We start from the raw sequence: 14,352 nt of genomic DNA on the forward strand, positions 1-14,352 counted from the left end.
CGCGGGCGCGGCCGCCTGGGCCGATGCCGCAGCCGGAGCACGTTGGGCCGCAGCCGGTGTTGCCGCCGCATTGGCGGGCGGCGGCTGGCGCGTGGCCGCCGTCGGCGGCTCCGGACTCATGATGCTCACCGGCGGGGTCGACGAGGCGCTCGGGAACTCGGCATTGGTCGGCTTGCCCGTAGGCATCGATGGCGGCAGCGCCGCGATCGGGTTGGGCGGCAGCGCTCCGGGCGCTGCTGCGGGCGAATTCCAGGTCGGCGCGTAGCGCGCGACCATCTGATCGTAAAGATGGGAATCCATGTTGGCAGCGACCTGCTGCTGGTCCGTCAGCGAGCGGAACGCGGCGCAATCGAACTGGGTGCAGCCGTCGCGCGCGACCAGCACCTGCGCCACGAGGCCGAAGCGATCACGCTCCAGCGCCTTGCGCAGCACCTTCGTGTCGAGCGTCAGGCTTTTGTCGGCGGTCGGGGCATCGCCGAGCGCGGTCAGCCGATCGATCCGGGCCGCCGTATAGGCGACGGCGGCAGCCGCCGTGTCAGGCGCGCCGAACAGCGCCTTCTCACAGCCGGTGGCCACGGCATCGCCGGCGAGGTCGTCGAGGCAGGCCAGCGCCGGGAGGGTCGCGGTCACCGTGGCTTGCGTGCGGGCTTCGGTCGGCGCCGCCTGCCCCACTGGCCCATAGATGCGCATAGTGGCGGCCACCGCGATGCCGATCGAGAGCAGCGTGATGACAGTCAGCGCGCCGTTGGCGACCGATTTCTCGGCGCGCAACAGCGTGATCAGCATGATCAACCCGAAGAAGCCGGCGGCTGCCAGCGTCATCCACATCGGGAAGGATGGCGAGCGCCAGATTTGGTCGAGCGACGAGGCCCATGCCCAGTTCATGCGCGATGTCCCCTCACGCGAGCAAAGAGCTGATGGTCAAGCGAGCACCGCGAGTCGGCAACTGCCCCCGGCCCACCTTGCCGAGGCGAAGCGGGCCTTTTGACGGCGAGCGGCGCAAATTCGTCCGCGATGTCAATGCGTGGCGAGCGCCAGCGCATTACGAGAGCGCGAGCTGGCTTTCCTTGGCGACCCGTTCGAAAGCCTCAGTGGAGCTCTTGATCCGATACTGGCAGTCGTCGCCTTCCGTCGGCAGCAGGCGAATGATCTCGTAGGAACCACTCGCAGCCGGCCGCGCGACGTTGCTAGCAGTGAACAATACGCGCGTTCCCACGGGGAATTTATGCTTCAACGCCCATCTCCATCACTCAAACAGCGCCGGCCGTGCCCAGGGTCCCACTGCGACGGACCGGCTGAAAACCCGGTGTGACCTATAGCACGCGCTGCGGCGTTTTGGCCAGCAGTATGCCGGCATGGCAAATACGCGAAACCCGCAGTGTTTTCAAGATGATAGCCGGCGAACGGCGGCCGATGATACCGCCGGAACCGGTCCTCTCAGGCGCCGTGGGGCAGATGGCCGTTCGGGCTTGCCTGGTCCACGGCCTTGGGCAGCTCCTGGGCCAGGATCTCGCCGAGCTCGTCGACCGGGATGTTGTAGCGCGCCGCGAGCTGGCGGACGGTGTCGTTGCCGAGCACGGCGCGGAGCTGGTCGGCCGAGATCGACATGTTCTGGCCATTGCCGAGCCAGGACTTCACCTGGTCACCGAGGCCCGCCTGCTGGAGCTTGGCGACGATCGCGCCCAAGCCGCCCTGGTTGTTGCTGCCCATCACCTCGCTCAGCACGGCCGGCAGGACGGCGGCGCCGAGCTGGCCAAGCGCGCTGCGCAGTGCGGGATTGTTTTCCAGCGAGTCCAGAATTCCCATGGCCGTCCCCTCTTTCGTTGTTCCCTATGATTGAGCGCCGCCGATCGGCACGCCGTCAAGCGGCGCCCATTCACATTCTCGGCTACACGTTCTCGAACTTTTCGATAACAAGTGTTTCGGCGAGACCGTCGCGGGTCCATTCCTGGAACGCCGGCATCGCCATCATCGTATCCATATAGGCCTTGGTCTCCGGCGTGACTTCGATGGCGTAGGTGCGGAAGCGATGCACGACCGGGGCGTACATCGCGTCGGCCGCGCCGAAGCGGCCGAACAGGAACGGCCCGCCGGCGCCGTAGCGGGTCAGACATGTGCGCCAGATCTCCTGCACGCGCGCGACATTGGCCTTGGCGTCCGCCGACAGCGTCACGGGCCGCACCGGACGGTGCAGGTTCATGCCGCATTCGCTGCGCAGGGCCATGAAGCCGGAATGCATCTCGGCGCACACCGAACGGGCAAACGCGCGCGCGGCAACGTCGTCGGGCCACAGCTTCTTCTCCGGATAGCGCTCGGCGATGTACTCGATGATCGCCAGCGAATCCCACACCGTGATGTCGCCGTCGACCAGCACCGGTACCTTGCCGGCGCGGCTAAAGGACAGAATCTGCTCCTTGTCCGCGGGATCGTCGGTGTAGAGCGGGATCACGGTCTCCACGAACGGGATGTCGTTGGCGCGCAGCGCAAGCCAGGGCCGCATCGACCATGACGAGTAGTTCTTGTTACCGATTGCGAGCTTGAGCGCTGCCATGTCCGTGGTCCTTCCATAAGTCCGTCTGTGCGGCTGCTTTTAACGCCATCGTCCGCCGCCAATCAATCGTTGCCGCCCCCCACCATGCATGGCAATCGTGATGGCTCGCGAGGAGAGTGACATGAGCAGGCATTGGGTCGACATCACCGCCGTCGGCTTCTTCATTATCGAGTGGCTGGTCTATGCCGTAACTCTCGAGCATTCCGCCTATGGCAGCGACAGCCTGTCGGCCCGGATGAATCGCTACCGCGAGGTCTGGGTGCGCCGCCTGCTCGACCGCGAGGCCCGCATGGTCGACATGCAGATCATGGCCTCGCTCCAGAACGGCACCGCCTTCTTCGCCTCCACCAGCCTGTTCGCGCTCGGCGGCACGCTCGCGCTGCTGCACGCCACCAACGATGCCATCACGATCCTGGGCAAGCTGCCGATCGATCTCAGCACCTCGCCGGCAATGTGGGAGCTGAAATGCGTCGGCCTCGTGCTGATCTGCGTCTACGCCTTCTTCAAATTCGCCTGGGCCTATCGGCTGTTCAACTATGTCGCCATCCTCTACGGCGGCATGCCGCCGGCCTCGCAGCGCGACACGCCGGAGGCCGAGGCCCATGTCGTGCGCACCACACGCGTGTTCGAATCCGCCGGCCGCCATTTCAACCGCGGCCAGCGCGCCTTCTTCTTCGCACTCGGCTATCTCGGCTGGTTCGTCAGCCCCTGGGTGCTGTTCGTGACCACGGCCGCGGTAGTGGTCGTGACATGGCGGCGGCAGTTCGCGTCCAGTGCATGGGCCGCAATGGCGCCGGAGGTGCCGCACGCGACGACTACGAGCCGAAATCCCGCGGCGTGAACGAAAGGTCCATCACCTTCCATTCCTCGTACTTGTCGACGGGCAACATCTTGTAGGGCTGGCAGGCTTGCGTCGCGCTTATCGCTGATTTCACGATGGCCACGCCCTTCGCCGACGGCGGTGCCTCAATCAGGATCGGCTCGCGCGCCAGCGTGCCGTCGGTGGCCATCACCACGCGCAGCCTGATGCGAACGGCATCGGTCGGCGCGACGCCCGCGGGCAGTTTCGAACAGCTTCTGAGGTGACGCCGAAGCTCGGCAACGACCTCCGGCGGCAGCTTGGCGGCGATCGAATCCTTGGCATCGCCGCCATCATCCTTTGGGGCGTCTTTCGGCGCGGGCGGCAGTTCGGGCGGCAAGCCCAGCATCACGCCATACTTGATGGTGACATCGGGCTCGGGTGGCTGATAGGCCGGAGGGGCGGCCTGCGGCTGCGACATTGCGGGCGGCGGCTGCTGCATCTGAGATTGCTGAGGTTGCGGCTGCGCATTGGCCTCTTCCTGCTTTGCCGCCTGCGACGGCGGAGGCTGTGGTTGCTTCTGTTGCGTCTCGCGCGAGGCCTGCTTCTGCTGAGGCGGCGCCTTCTCCTTGGCCGCAGGCTTAAGCGATGTGTCCGGCTTGTCCTTATCGGTGAAGTCGAGCTTCGGCAGCTTCAGGTCAGGGAGCGGCTCGGGCGGCTTCTCCTTGGCCTTTTCCTCGGCCTTTTCCTCCGCCTTGGCCTCTTCCTGCTTCACCTGCTCCGGCGTGACGATGTCGACCGCAACGGTCTCGGGCGGCGCGGAATGAAATGGATGGACCTCGCTGATCACGATGATCAGCGCGACCAGCGTCAGATGCGCGATCGCCGACGCCGCAATGTCCGTCCGGATGATCTTCCGCAGTTCCATCGCCCGATCTTGGGTTGCCGCCCTGCTCCTAGCATACCCAACTTCCCCCTCAATCCCATTTCGGCGCGAAGCCGAAATCGGTCAGGCGCCCCTTGGGACTGGCCAGTGCGGCGATCGCCGCCATCTCGTCATCCGAGAGCTCGAAATCGAAGATCTCGATGTTTTCCGACAGACGTTCGACACGCGAGGTTCTGGGAATGGCAGCGACATTCTGTTGCACGAGCCAGCGCAGGCAGATCTGCGCCGGCGTCTTGCGATGGGCGTGGCCGATGTCCACGAGCGTCTGGTCGGACTTGATGCGGCCCTTGGCGATCGGGCTGTAGGCAACGAGCGCCATCCCGTGCCGGTCGCAGGCCGCCCTCACCTTCGCCTGGTCGAGATAGGGATGATATTCGACCTGGTTGCAGACCAGCGGCTCGCTTGACAGGGCGACCGCCTGCTCGATCAACGCCACCGTGAAATTGGAGACGCCGATGTGGCGCGTGAGGCCCATGCGCTTGGCATGCGCCAGTGCGCCCATCGTCTCCTCAAGCGGTACGTGCGGATTCGGCCAGTGCAACAGTACGAGGTCGACCTGGGGAAGCCTCAAGTGCACCAGGCTCTCCTTGATCGACCGTTCGAGATCGTGGGGCGCGAAATGGTTGGTCCAGACCTTGGTGGTGACAAAGACGTCGTCGCGGCGCACGCCGGAGGCGCGCAATCCGTCGCCGACCTCGCGCTCATTGTCATAGACCTGGGCGGTATCGATATGACGGTAGCCGAGCCGCAGCGCCTGCTCGACCACGCGGGCGCAGGTCCGGCCGCTCAGCTCCCAGGTCCCGAGCCCGATCGCCGGGATTTTCGCGCCATTGGCCTCGACGAACAGCATGAGGAATCCTCTCTGTTGCGGCAGCCCCGGGAGTCGTCAACGCCGTCATTATGGACCTGGTCCGCCAGAGTGCAACGGACGAGACTGGCTGTGGATGCGTATCTTCAGCCGCAATGCTGACGTCAGGCTTTGGCGAGCGCCTGGAAGACCGTGTCAGGCGCATGCGCGATCACGGCCAGCAGCGCGCGGGCGGGTCCGCGCGGAGCGCGCTTGCCCTGCTCCCAATTGCGGATGGTCTCGACGGGCACGCCAAGCTTGGCGGCAAACTCCATCTGGGTCAGACAGGCGCGCCGGCGCAAATCGCGCACCCCGAGTGCGCCGGCTTCCGCCGGCGGAGTCTCGACCGCAGACTGGACCGGCTGGACGGAAAACGGCTGAACTGGAAGCTCCTGCCCATCCCGCAACTCAACGACCCGTCCGTCCGCCTTCAGCCGCAACCGCATGCTCATTCCCCCAAGCGCGAGGGAATCATGCGGGAGGTCGCTTAAGGTCGAATTAAAGACGCGAGTCGGTAGCCAGCAGCCCGGCAGACAAGACCTACTTCAACCCGAACCACAGCGTTGCGATGCCGAGGAAGGAGAAGAAGCCGACCACGTCAGTCACCGTCGTCACGAACGTGCCCGAGGCCACGGCCGGATCGGCCCTGACGCGTTCAAGCGCCATCGGGATCAGGATGCCGCCGAGCGCACCGGCGACGAGGTTCACGATGATCGCAAGCCCGATGACGATTCCGAGGCCCGGGATCTTGAACCAGGCTACCGCGGCGATGCCCGTGATCACGGCGAAGCCAATGCCGTTGACGAGACCGACCAGCGTCTCGCGGATCACCACGCGCCAGGCGTTGGAGGAGCCGAGCTCGCGGGTGGCGAGCGCGCGCACTGCGACCGTCATGGTCTGGGTCGCGGCATTGCCGCCCTGGCTCGCGACAATCGGCGCCAGCACGGCGAGCGCCACCATCTTCTCGAGCTGGCCCTCGAACAGGCCGAGCACAGACGACGCCAGGAAGGCGGTGGCGAGGTTGATCAGCAGCCAGTTGAAGCGGCCGCGCGCAATGGTGAGAAACGTGTCCGACAGCTCTTCGTCGCTGGTGACGCCGCCGAGCGCCTTGAGGTCCTCGTCCGCCTCCTCCTCGATGACGTCGACGACATCGTCGACGGTGATGACGCCGACGAGGCGGTCCTGGGTGTCGAGCACGGGAGCCGCGACCAGATTGTACTTGCCGAACATGCGAGCCACCTCCTCCTGGTCCTCCAGGACGGAGACGCGGCGGCGATCCTCGTCGGTCAACTCGGTCAGCGGCACCGGGCGGCGTGCGCGCAGGAGCACGTCGAGCGGAACCGCGCCCTGCCAGTGCTGGTCCTTGTCGACGACATAGATCTCGTAGAAGCGGTCCGGCAGATCGGGCGTGTCGCGCATGTAGTCGATCGCCTGCCCGACGGTGAAATCCTGCGGCACGGCGATGAACTCGGTCTGCATGCGCCGGCCGGCGGAGTTTTCCGGATACAGCAGGCTGCGCTCGAGCGCGACACGCTCCTTGAGCGGCAGCTTCTCGAGGATCTCCTCCTGCTCCTGCTCGTCGAGAGTTTCGAGCAGCTCGACTGCATCGTCGGACTCGAGCTCGCGGACACCCTCGGCTACCGTTTCCGCCGGCAATTCGTCGAGGATTTCCTCGCGAACGGCCTCGTCGACCTCGTTCAGCGCGGAAAAGTCGAAGTCGGCGCCGGTCAGCTCGACCAGGCGGACCCGGTTGTCGGGCGCGAGCGCCGCGATGAGATCACCGAGGTCGGCCTCGTGCAGATCGGCGATGCAGGCACGTAGCGTAGCGCTATCGCCGGCCTCGATCGCGTGGGCAATTTCCTCGACGAATTCATGCCTGATTTCGCCGTCTTCATTGCGCATGGGGACGTGGTCGAGTACCAATGTCTCGGCGGAAGCAGCGCCATCGATCTGTTCATCCATGGGAACGCCTCGCCGTTTGACAGGTTGATGGTTGGGGCTGACGGTCCCGCAATACCCACAAGACAATCGCAAGCGCAATGGCAAATATGTACCGGCCGAAATGGATCTCGATCGCGACGAGCCTGGCTCTCGCCGGCCTCACCGTGATCGGCTCGGCCCGGGCGGCTGATTGCCCCCGAAGCGATGCGCTCGGCACCTCGCGGGTCCTGAGCGTCGATGCCAAGTCGACGCCACGCGTCGGCTTGAAGAGCTTTCCGCAGACGCTGCCGCTTGAAGATCACGAGGTGGTGCTGACCTTTGACGACGGTCCGCGTCCGCCCTCGACCAACAAGGTGCTGGCGGCGCTGGCGCAGGAATGCGTGCGCGCGACCTTCTTCCTGGTCGGTCGGAGCGCCACCGAATTCCCTGATCTCGTCAAGCGTATCGCGCGCGAGGGGCACACCATCGGTCACCACACCTGGTCGCATCCGTACATGGCGCGGATTCCGGCCGATACGGCGAAGTACGAGATCGACCACGGCATCGCCTCCGACGAGAAGGCGTTGCACGGGGTCTCGACCACGACACCGTCGACGCCGTTCTTCCGCTTCCCCTATTTCGAGTCCACGCCGGCCCAGCTCGACATGCTCGAGCAGCGGGGCATCGTCGTGTTCGGCGCCGATTTCTGGGCCAGCGACTGGAACGACATGACGCCGGAGCAGGAACTCAAGCTGATCACCGACCGCGTAACCGCCGCCCGCAAGGGTATCATCCTGTTCCACGATGCCCAGGCGCGCACGGCGGCCATGATGCCGGACTTCCTGCGGTGGTTGCGGGAGAACGGCTATCGCGTGGTCCACATCGTGCCGGCGGGCACGTCACAGAAGAACGCCGACGCACATTGATGCCGGAATGTCACGGCTGACCAAAATGGGGTGATTTGAGCCCTATTAACACTCTGTTCATGCTACGCCATGCAATGATTGAGGGGCACCTCGGGCGGAAAAGGTCTTTGCGCCTGAACCGTTTTCTGATGTCTCCGACCTACCGATATCGTAGCCAACGCAGATGAGGGCAGACGGGGTTTCATGATCGGAAGTAGCGTTGTTTTTCGGGCGCGATCGTGGACCGTCCTGCTGCTGGGCTTGCTGACCACCGCATCTCCGGCTGCCTTGGCGGCCGAGTGCCCCGGACATCCCGATGCGCTCGGTACCTCGCGCACGCTCGTCGTCGACCCGCGCGAACATCCGCGCATTGGCACCATGCAGTACCGCGAGACGCTGCCGTTGAAGGACCACGAAGTGGTGCTGACCTTCGACGACGGTCCGCTGCCGAAATATTCCAACCAGGTGCTCCAGATCCTCGCCAACGAATGCATCAAGGCGACCTTTTTCATCATCGGCGAGCAGGCCAAGGCGAACCCGGAAGGCGTGCGCAAACTGGTCGCGGCGGGTCATACCGTCGGCACGCACAGCATGACCCATCCGCTGACGATGAACAGGATGCCAATCGAGAAGGCCGAGGCCGAGATCAACGGTGGCATCGAGTGGACCTCGGCGGCAATGACGGACCCATCCAAGCTGGCGCCGTTCTTCCGCATTCCCGGCCTGATGCGCGCCGATGGCGTTGAGAATTATCTGATCTCACGCGGCATCCAGGTATGGAGCGCCGACTTCCCGGCCGACGACTGGCGCCACGTCTCGCCCGATCGCGTCTACCAGCTCGCGATCCAGCGGCTGGAGGCCAAGGGCAAGGGCATCCTGCTGCTGCACGACATCCAGGCGCGCACCGTGGCGGCGCTGCCCAAGATCATCCGCGACCTCAAGGCGCGCGGCTATCGCATCGTGCATGTGGTGCCCGCAACCGCCGACCAGCCGGCGACACCGACCACGGCAGTGGAATGGCTGCTGCATCCACCGACGGAGACCACGCCGATCGTGCGCTGGCCTCAAGTGCCGAATTTCGTATTCGCGCAGACCGCGACGCTGCCGGCGCCGGGCTTAGCCGATCTCGGCGCCGAGACCGCGCGCCAGCCACAGGTGCTACCGCGCAAAACCATGGCGCAGGCCGATATCGCCTCCACCCTGCCCGCACCCGGCCGCGATCTCTTCGCGATCCCCGAGGGCTCAATCGAGGTGCTGCTGTCGACGACCTTATCGCGGCGCGCCGCCACGCGGCTCGCGATGGCGGCCGAGGCGCCGCGCGCAGGAAAGGACAAGGCTGGCAAGATCCGGGGGCAGCGAACGGCGCGTGGTGCACACCCCGCGGCGAGGCACGCCACGGCGCCCCGCCCGACCCGCGTCGCCACCAGCGTGAAGAAGCGCGCCTGAGTGAAGCGCAGTTACTGCCGCATGATGTTGGCGACGCAGAGCAGCACGATCAGCGCCAGGAAGAACAGGTCCATATAGGACTTGAGCTCGCCGTCACGGCGCAGCCGCGCAACGTCAGCCACGACCTGCTTACGCGTGTTGGTCCCCCCCGAGCCGTCATTGATCGGCGCCTGAAGGCGCTTGGTCTCGGTCTCCAGCTTCTCGATCTTCTGAAAGAAATAGAACGCCCGCAGCGTCGAGGCTGCGCGCATGCCGCTATAGACCAGCACCAGGATCGCGAGGATCGCTCGGTTCTGGTACTTTTCCATGAAGTTCAGGCTGAAATAGACCAGCGCCATAAACGCAAAGTTGGTCAGGAAGCGGTAGACGAAGCTTAGAAAGACCATGCTGGCTCCAGCCGAGAGAGGTCGCGCGAGGCCCGTCTACGCCAATATTGTTTCAACAAGGATACTGTCGCCCGCGCGCCGCCGCCTTTTAGCCACGTGCCGCCATAATGCAAGCGAGAGCACAGATTGGCCGGTCCTGTTCCACGCGGCACGCCCATTGCTGCTCGATGGAGATTCGAGGAAAGCTACGGTAGACTGCTGCCGCCGCTGACGCGTGAGGTCTGCCGATGCCGAAGAAGGGAATCACGGGCCACGACGAGTGGGTTCTGACCGAGGCGCTCGCAACCGCCCTGGTCGCGCTGGAGCAACTCGAGGCGAAGCACCAGCCAAGCGCGCATATGGACGACATCCGCAAGATGCTGTCGAGCGGCAAGGAGCCGGCGGCGGTGAGCCTGCACTTGGCCCAGGCGAAATGCCGTCTCTTCCCCGACCTCGACCCGCTCGAGATCTACCGGGAATACGGGATCGGCGAGGAATATGGCTGAGAGGCCCCGTGCGGGCCGCTGGCTTCCAAAATGAGATATGAAGGCGATGCGCTCGGGAGAGCGTTCGCATCTACTGTGTTTTCAACGGCTTACCGCGATGGCCGGATCGAAAGATTCCCTCCGAAAGGAGACCTTTCGACGCCCCGTTTTGCAAGCGGCTGAGATCGGGTCGAGCCCAAGCGGCCCTACACCTGGCGCAATCCCGCAAACAGCGCCTCGAATTCGCTGTCCGCCCGGTAGAACGCCGGTGGTCGCCCCAACGGTGCGGCGACCGATATCTCCTGTCCGCCGGCAAATGACTTGCCGGTCCAGACATGAATCCAGTCGGTCCCTGACGGAAGATAGAGGCTCCGCTGATCCTGGGCAGCCTGCCAGACGGGCGCGACGAGCAGATCGCGGCCATAAAGATAGCAATCCTGAATGCCGTAGGTTCGCCTGTCATCTTCGTGATGAAGAAACAGCGGACGTTGGATTGGAAGACCCCGGCGCGCAGCTTCCAGCGACAACGTCCGGAGATAAGGCGAGAGGTGAACGTAGATCGCCGTCATCCTGGCAAAATGCTCGAGCACCGCCGGATCGCCGTCGAGCTGAAGATTGTCACGAGGCCTGTTGCCTTCGTGGCTGCGCATGACAGGCGTGAAGGCCGCCATCTCGCTCCAACGCATCATCAGCTCGGGCGTGCGCAAATTGCCAAACAGGCTTGTGTAGCCGCCGATGTCGGAGTGGTGATACGCGTTGCCGAGCAATCCCGACGACAGGGCGGCGCAGATGACCGTGACAAGCCCGTCATGCCTGGAAAAGTCGACCGATTGATCGCCGGCCCAGAGCCACGGGCACCACTTCTGCACGCCCGTGAAGCCGGACCGCATGAAGAACACGGCCTCGCCGGTGCGGCCGCGGCTCGCCACCGCCTTCGCGTTCGCTTCGGCCCACAGCGTTGGCCAGAGGTTGTGCGCAAGCCTTGCATCGATGCCGCTGGCGAGACGCACGTCGACCGGCAGATACTCGCCGAAATCTGCCATCCAGCCGGACAGGCCGTAATCGAGCATCCTCTTGCCGATGATTTCCTCGGAGAACCACGCTGCGGCGTCCGGATTGGTGAAATCGACGGTGCCGCAGTGGAACTCACCGAAATCGATCAGGGCCGTTTGTCCCGAGGCATCCTTGACGAAGTATCCGGCATTCTCGGCCTCCTCGAAGAGGACGCCGTCGTTGCAGAGATACGGGTTCACGTAACCAAGAAAGCGGATGCCCTGGTCGTTCAATTCGGCGATGCGCTGCCGCAGGCCCGGATAGCGCGTCTCGTTGGCCTTCCAGTCCCAGAACAGTCGCGCGCCAAAGGCGGTCGGCCGAATCCCGACCCAATCCTCGCACCAGAGACCGGAAACCTTGACGCCGGCCGCGCGCATTGTCGCGAGGCGGGCGAACGAGTTCGCGCCGTCCTTCAGGCCGATGATCGCGCCGTTGTAAATCCACTCCGGAAGCGGCGGCTGACGGCCGAAGCGCGCAGACAACGTCTCCACCAGAGCCACGAACGACGGCGCGGCAAACAGCTGGATGCTCTCAGGGACGGACCAGACCTCGATCTCGTGAAACTCACCCTCGCGAAAATCCAACACGCTGTAGGCTGACGTCTCGACGTGAAGAGCATAGCGCGCCGAGGAGATGTAGGTCGGTTGCGGATAGTTGGTGTGATAGTAGTCGCCGCCGGCCTGGCCGGCGGCGTCCGCCTTGAAGGTGATCTCGGTGGTCTTGTCGCGCCCGACGCCCGGCTCCGAACTCCACAACGGAAACCGTCGTCCACGCAGATCGAAATAGGAGAATTGCTCGCCGCCGCCCCAGACATGCTCGTCACGGTCCGCCATGACGCGCAGCCAAAACCGGTTCACGGAGGAATCGAGCGACCGCAGCTTCAGCGCTTTGCCCTCAAGCGTCACCGCGAGGCGCGGAGGCTGCCCCTTGGTCGCGGACAGCATGATCGTGTCACCGTCGATCTTGGCATGCGCGAGCGGACAACGTTCGGTCAGGCGATCCTCGATTGCAAAGCGGCCACGGTGCATTTCGATGCTGTCGTTGCCCTGCCCGACGAAGAAACACGGCGCCGCAGCACTGTGGGCGAGAATCTGGCGGCCTGAAATCGATAGCGCAAAGCCAGACGGGGTCGTGTCGAGTTTCAAGTCCATTCCACTTGGCCTTTCCTTGGCCTTTCCGTCAGCCCTTGACGCCGCCTGTGGTCAGCCCCGAGACGACGCGCTCCTGGAAGATCACGATCAGGATCGCGACGGGCACGATGCCGACAACGAGCGCGGCCGAGATCACCGGCCAGGGAAACGCAAACTCACCCTGATAGAGCTGTATGCCGACCGGCAGCGTCCGCAGTCCCGGATTGGAGTTAAACGACAGGGCCAGCAAGAATTCGTCCCAGGCGTTGACGAAGGCGAGGATGCCGGCGGTGAAGACGCCCGGCGCCGACAGCGGCACCACCACCCTGAACAGTGCACCAAACCGTGTGCAGCCATCGATCATGGCGGCGTTCTCTAGATCGCGCGGAATGCCTTCGAAGAAGGATGTCAGCACCAGGGTGCATACGGGCAGGCTCAGCACGGTGTAAGGCAGGATCAGCGCCGTCCACGAGTTCAGCAAATTGAGCGCGCGCATGGTCTCGAACAGGGGCACCAGCAGCGTCACCAGCGGAAAGGTCGAGACCGCGATGATGACGGACATGATCAGCCCCCTGAACCGCAAGTTCAGCCGCGCGAGCGCATAGGCTGCGAGCACCGAGACCAGCAGTGTGAGAGCGGTCGAGAGCAGCGCGACCATGAAGCTGTTGAACAGGAAGGTGAGCAGCGGCTGATCGGAGAACGCCTGGATATAGTTTCGCAGCGTCGCTGCGTGCGGCATCCAGGTGATCGGTTTTTGCGTGAGCTCGGCCTCCGTCTTGAACGAGGTCAGCAGGATCCACAGAGCCGGAAACAGGCCGTTGACGACGAGAATGAACGCAGCGATAGCCCGCAGCGGCTTGCCTGATAGAGCCGAGTCGAGTGTGGAGGCGACAGCCGTGCTCATGATGCAGCCCCGCTGCCGCGGATCATACGCAGGTAAAGCGCTGTGACCAGCATCGACAGGCCGAACATCACCACTGCGAGCGCCGATCCGTAGCCGAGATCGAGGAACGACACCGTGTTCTGATGAATGTACATGGCGAGCGTCGCGGTTTCGGTGCCCGGCCCCCCGCCCGTCATCATGTAGGGAATGTCGAAAGTCTGCAGCGCGGTGATGGTGCGGAAGATCAGCGCGACGACGATCGTGGGCTTCAGTAGCGGCAGCGTGATCTCGAAGAACCGGCGCACGCGCCCGGCGCCGTCGACGTCGGCAGCCTCGTAAAGCGAACGCGGAATGGTTTGCAGGCCTGCGAGAATGATCATCGCCATGAAGGACGAGGCCTTCCAGATGATGGCAAGGCAGATCGCGGCGAAGGCGAGCCGCGGCGAATTGAACCAGATCACGCTCGGCAGGCCGATCCGGTTGAGCACATCGTTGACGACGCCGTACTCGGAATGGAAGAACCAGCCGAAGATCAGACCGGCGAAGGAGAGCGGCAGCGCCCACGGGATCAGCAGAGAGAGCCTCACCGGCCATTTCATCTGGAACGGCAGATTGGCGAGCAGCGCGAGTGCGAACCCCACGACGAGCGAGCCGGGCACGGTGATGAGCGTGATCAGCACCGTGTTCCAGGTCGCCTGCCAGAACACCGGATCATCAGGCATCTGCCTGAAGTTCGCGAGCCCCGCGAACCGCGCCGGCAGGCCTGAGGTCAGCGACAGGTCGAGAAAGCTCGTGTAGATCAGCCGGCTCACCGGATAGACGATCATCACGCTGAGCAGGATCGCCGCGGGCGCCAAAAGTATCACGGCAAGCGTGGTGTCATCAGGATCGGACCAACGCGACAGCCATGGACGCCGCGCGAGCGGGCGATCGGCCTCGCTTTTGAACGTCGATGTCGTCGTCATCAGGTCTGATCCGGATTGCAATACGCGCCTTAGCGGTTGTTTGCGCATGATCTCATC

At 64.4% G+C, this 14,352-nt stretch carries 15 protein-coding genes and 1 pseudogene; 4 read left to right on the forward strand and 12 right to left on the reverse strand.

From position 1 onward, the window contains the following. The 4 genes from XI06_RS15050 to XI06_RS15065 form a co-directional block, all read right to left on the reverse strand. On the reverse strand, window positions 1-885 hold an 885-nt coding region (locus XI06_RS15050), incomplete at its 3' end, for a hypothetical protein (RefSeq protein WP_271605740.1). Between the two features lie 157 nt (window positions 886-1,042). Continuing rightward, window positions 1,043-1,234, reverse strand: coding sequence for a hypothetical protein (locus XI06_RS15055; RefSeq protein ID WP_027548146.1), 192 nt, complete (start codon window positions 1,232-1,234; stop codon window positions 1,043-1,045). Between the two features lie 203 nt (window positions 1,235-1,437). After that, the gene (locus XI06_RS15060; RefSeq protein ID WP_237891216.1) at window positions 1,438-1,806 is read right to left on the reverse strand and encodes a YidB family protein; all 369 of its coding nucleotides are present in this window, start codon (window positions 1,804-1,806) and stop codon (window positions 1,438-1,440) included. An 82-nt stretch (window positions 1,807-1,888) separates the two neighbouring features. Next, window positions 1,889-2,551, reverse strand: a complete 663-nt coding sequence (locus XI06_RS15065) for a glutathione S-transferase family protein (protein WP_237861592.1) — start codon at window positions 2,549-2,551, stop codon at window positions 1,889-1,891. A gap of 121 nt (window positions 2,552-2,672) precedes the next feature. Here XI06_RS15065 and XI06_RS15070 point away from each other — a divergent pair, with 121 nt between their 5' ends. Next, a complete protein-coding gene (locus XI06_RS15070) occupies window positions 2,673-3,392 on the forward strand; it encodes a DUF599 domain-containing protein (RefSeq protein WP_237861591.1) in 720 nt (239 codons plus the stop codon). Here the strand turns inward: XI06_RS15070 and XI06_RS15075 are convergent. The 4 genes from XI06_RS15075 to mgtE form a co-directional block, all read right to left on the reverse strand. Further along, the gene (locus tag XI06_RS15075) at window positions 3,367-4,278 is read right to left on the reverse strand and encodes a hypothetical protein (protein ID WP_271605741.1); all 912 of its coding nucleotides are present in this window, start codon (window positions 4,276-4,278) and stop codon (window positions 3,367-3,369) included. The genes XI06_RS15070 and XI06_RS15075 overlap by 26 nt on opposite strands. 49 nt (window positions 4,279-4,327) lie before the next feature. Beyond that, window positions 4,328-5,146: an aldo/keto reductase gene (locus tag XI06_RS15080; protein ID WP_237861589.1), complete on the reverse strand. Its 819-nt coding sequence runs from the start codon at window positions 5,144-5,146 to the stop codon at window positions 4,328-4,330. 122 nt (window positions 5,147-5,268) lie between these two features. Continuing rightward, window positions 5,269-5,595: a helix-turn-helix domain-containing protein gene (locus XI06_RS15085; RefSeq protein WP_237861588.1), complete on the reverse strand. Its 327-nt coding sequence runs from the start codon at window positions 5,593-5,595 to the stop codon at window positions 5,269-5,271. 88 nt (window positions 5,596-5,683) lie between these two features. Then, window positions 5,684-7,105 (reverse strand): magnesium transporter, encoded by a 1,422-nt coding sequence (gene mgtE, locus XI06_RS15090; RefSeq protein WP_237861586.1) that lies wholly within the window; start codon window positions 7,103-7,105, stop codon window positions 5,684-5,686. Window positions 7,106-7,182: 77 nt separating this feature from the next. Between mgtE and XI06_RS15095 the strand changes: the two genes are divergently transcribed. After that, window positions 7,183-7,989, forward strand: a complete 807-nt coding sequence (locus XI06_RS15095) for a polysaccharide deacetylase family protein (RefSeq protein WP_237873339.1) — start codon at window positions 7,183-7,185, stop codon at window positions 7,987-7,989. A 183-nt stretch (window positions 7,990-8,172) separates the two neighbouring features. Continuing rightward, window positions 8,173-9,414 (forward strand): polysaccharide deacetylase family protein, encoded by a 1,242-nt coding sequence (locus XI06_RS15100; RefSeq protein ID WP_271605742.1) that lies wholly within the window; start codon window positions 8,173-8,175, stop codon window positions 9,412-9,414. 11 nt (window positions 9,415-9,425) lie between these two features. On the opposite strand, the gene XI06_RS15105 is transcribed toward XI06_RS15100, so the two are convergent. Next, window positions 9,426-9,800: a hypothetical protein gene (locus XI06_RS15105; protein ID WP_237861582.1), complete on the reverse strand. Its 375-nt coding sequence runs from the start codon at window positions 9,798-9,800 to the stop codon at window positions 9,426-9,428. A 227-nt stretch (window positions 9,801-10,027) separates the two neighbouring features. Between XI06_RS15105 and XI06_RS15110 the strand changes: the two genes are divergently transcribed. Beyond that, window positions 10,028-10,285 (forward strand): hypothetical protein, encoded by a 258-nt coding sequence (locus tag XI06_RS15110; protein WP_237861581.1) that lies wholly within the window; start codon window positions 10,028-10,030, stop codon window positions 10,283-10,285. 185 nt (window positions 10,286-10,470) lie between these two features. Here the strand turns inward: XI06_RS15110 and XI06_RS15115 are convergent. The 3 genes and pseudogenes from XI06_RS15115 to XI06_RS15125 form a co-directional block, all read right to left on the reverse strand. Continuing rightward, window positions 10,471-12,477, reverse strand: a pseudogene (locus XI06_RS15115) (alpha-glucosidase); the annotation flags it as partial. A gap of 19 nt (window positions 12,478-12,496) precedes the next feature. Next, window positions 12,497-13,351, reverse strand: coding sequence for a carbohydrate ABC transporter permease (locus tag XI06_RS15120; protein WP_271605743.1), 855 nt, complete (start codon window positions 13,349-13,351; stop codon window positions 12,497-12,499). Beyond that, entirely contained in the window at window positions 13,348-14,295 is a 948-nt protein-coding gene (locus XI06_RS15125; protein ID WP_237861579.1) for a carbohydrate ABC transporter permease, read from the reverse strand. Before XI06_RS15125 ends, XI06_RS15120 begins: the two co-directional genes overlap by 4 nt. Window positions 14,296-14,352 lie beyond the last annotated feature (57 nt).

Source organism: Bradyrhizobium sp. CCBAU 11434 (genome assembly GCF_028128895.1).
Taxonomy (GTDB): Bacteria; Pseudomonadota; Alphaproteobacteria; order Rhizobiales; family Xanthobacteraceae; genus Bradyrhizobium; species Bradyrhizobium zhengyangense.

Excerpts from the sequence above, each read along its gene's own strand:
- XI06_RS15060 (WP_237891216.1), bottom strand. The coding sequence starts at position 1,806 with ATGGGAATTCTGGACTCGCTGGAAAACAATCCCGCACTGCGCAGCGCG.
- XI06_RS15065 (WP_237861592.1), bottom strand. The coding sequence starts at position 2,551 with ATGGCAGCGCTCAAGCTCGCAATCGGTAACAAGAACTACTCGTCATGG.
- XI06_RS15070 (WP_237861591.1), top strand. The coding sequence starts at position 2,673 with ATGAGCAGGCATTGGGTCGACATCACCGCCGTCGGCTTCTTCATTATC.
- XI06_RS15075 (WP_271605741.1), bottom strand. The coding sequence starts at position 4,278 with ATGGAACTGCGGAAGATCATCCGGACGGACATTGCGGCGTCGGCGATC.
- XI06_RS15080 (WP_237861589.1), bottom strand. The coding sequence starts at position 5,146 with ATGCTGTTCGTCGAGGCCAATGGCGCGAAAATCCCGGCGATCGGGCTC.
- XI06_RS15085 (WP_237861588.1), bottom strand. The coding sequence starts at position 5,595 with ATGAGCATGCGGTTGCGGCTGAAGGCGGACGGACGGGTCGTTGAGTTG.
- mgtE (WP_237861586.1), bottom strand. The coding sequence starts at position 7,105 with ATGGATGAACAGATCGATGGCGCTGCTTCCGCCGAGACATTGGTACTC.
- XI06_RS15095 (WP_237873339.1), top strand. The coding sequence starts at position 7,183 with ATGGCAAATATGTACCGGCCGAAATGGATCTCGATCGCGACGAGCCTG.
- XI06_RS15100 (WP_271605742.1), top strand. The coding sequence starts at position 8,173 with ATGATCGGAAGTAGCGTTGTTTTTCGGGCGCGATCGTGGACCGTCCTG.
- XI06_RS15105 (WP_237861582.1), bottom strand. The coding sequence starts at position 9,800 with ATGGTCTTTCTAAGCTTCGTCTACCGCTTCCTGACCAACTTTGCGTTT.
- XI06_RS15110 (WP_237861581.1), top strand. The coding sequence starts at position 10,028 with ATGCCGAAGAAGGGAATCACGGGCCACGACGAGTGGGTTCTGACCGAG.
- XI06_RS15120 (WP_271605743.1), bottom strand. The coding sequence starts at position 13,351 with ATGAGCACGGCTGTCGCCTCCACACTCGACTCGGCTCTATCAGGCAAG.
- XI06_RS15125 (WP_237861579.1), bottom strand. The coding sequence starts at position 14,295 with ATGACGACGACATCGACGTTCAAAAGCGAGGCCGATCGCCCGCTCGCG.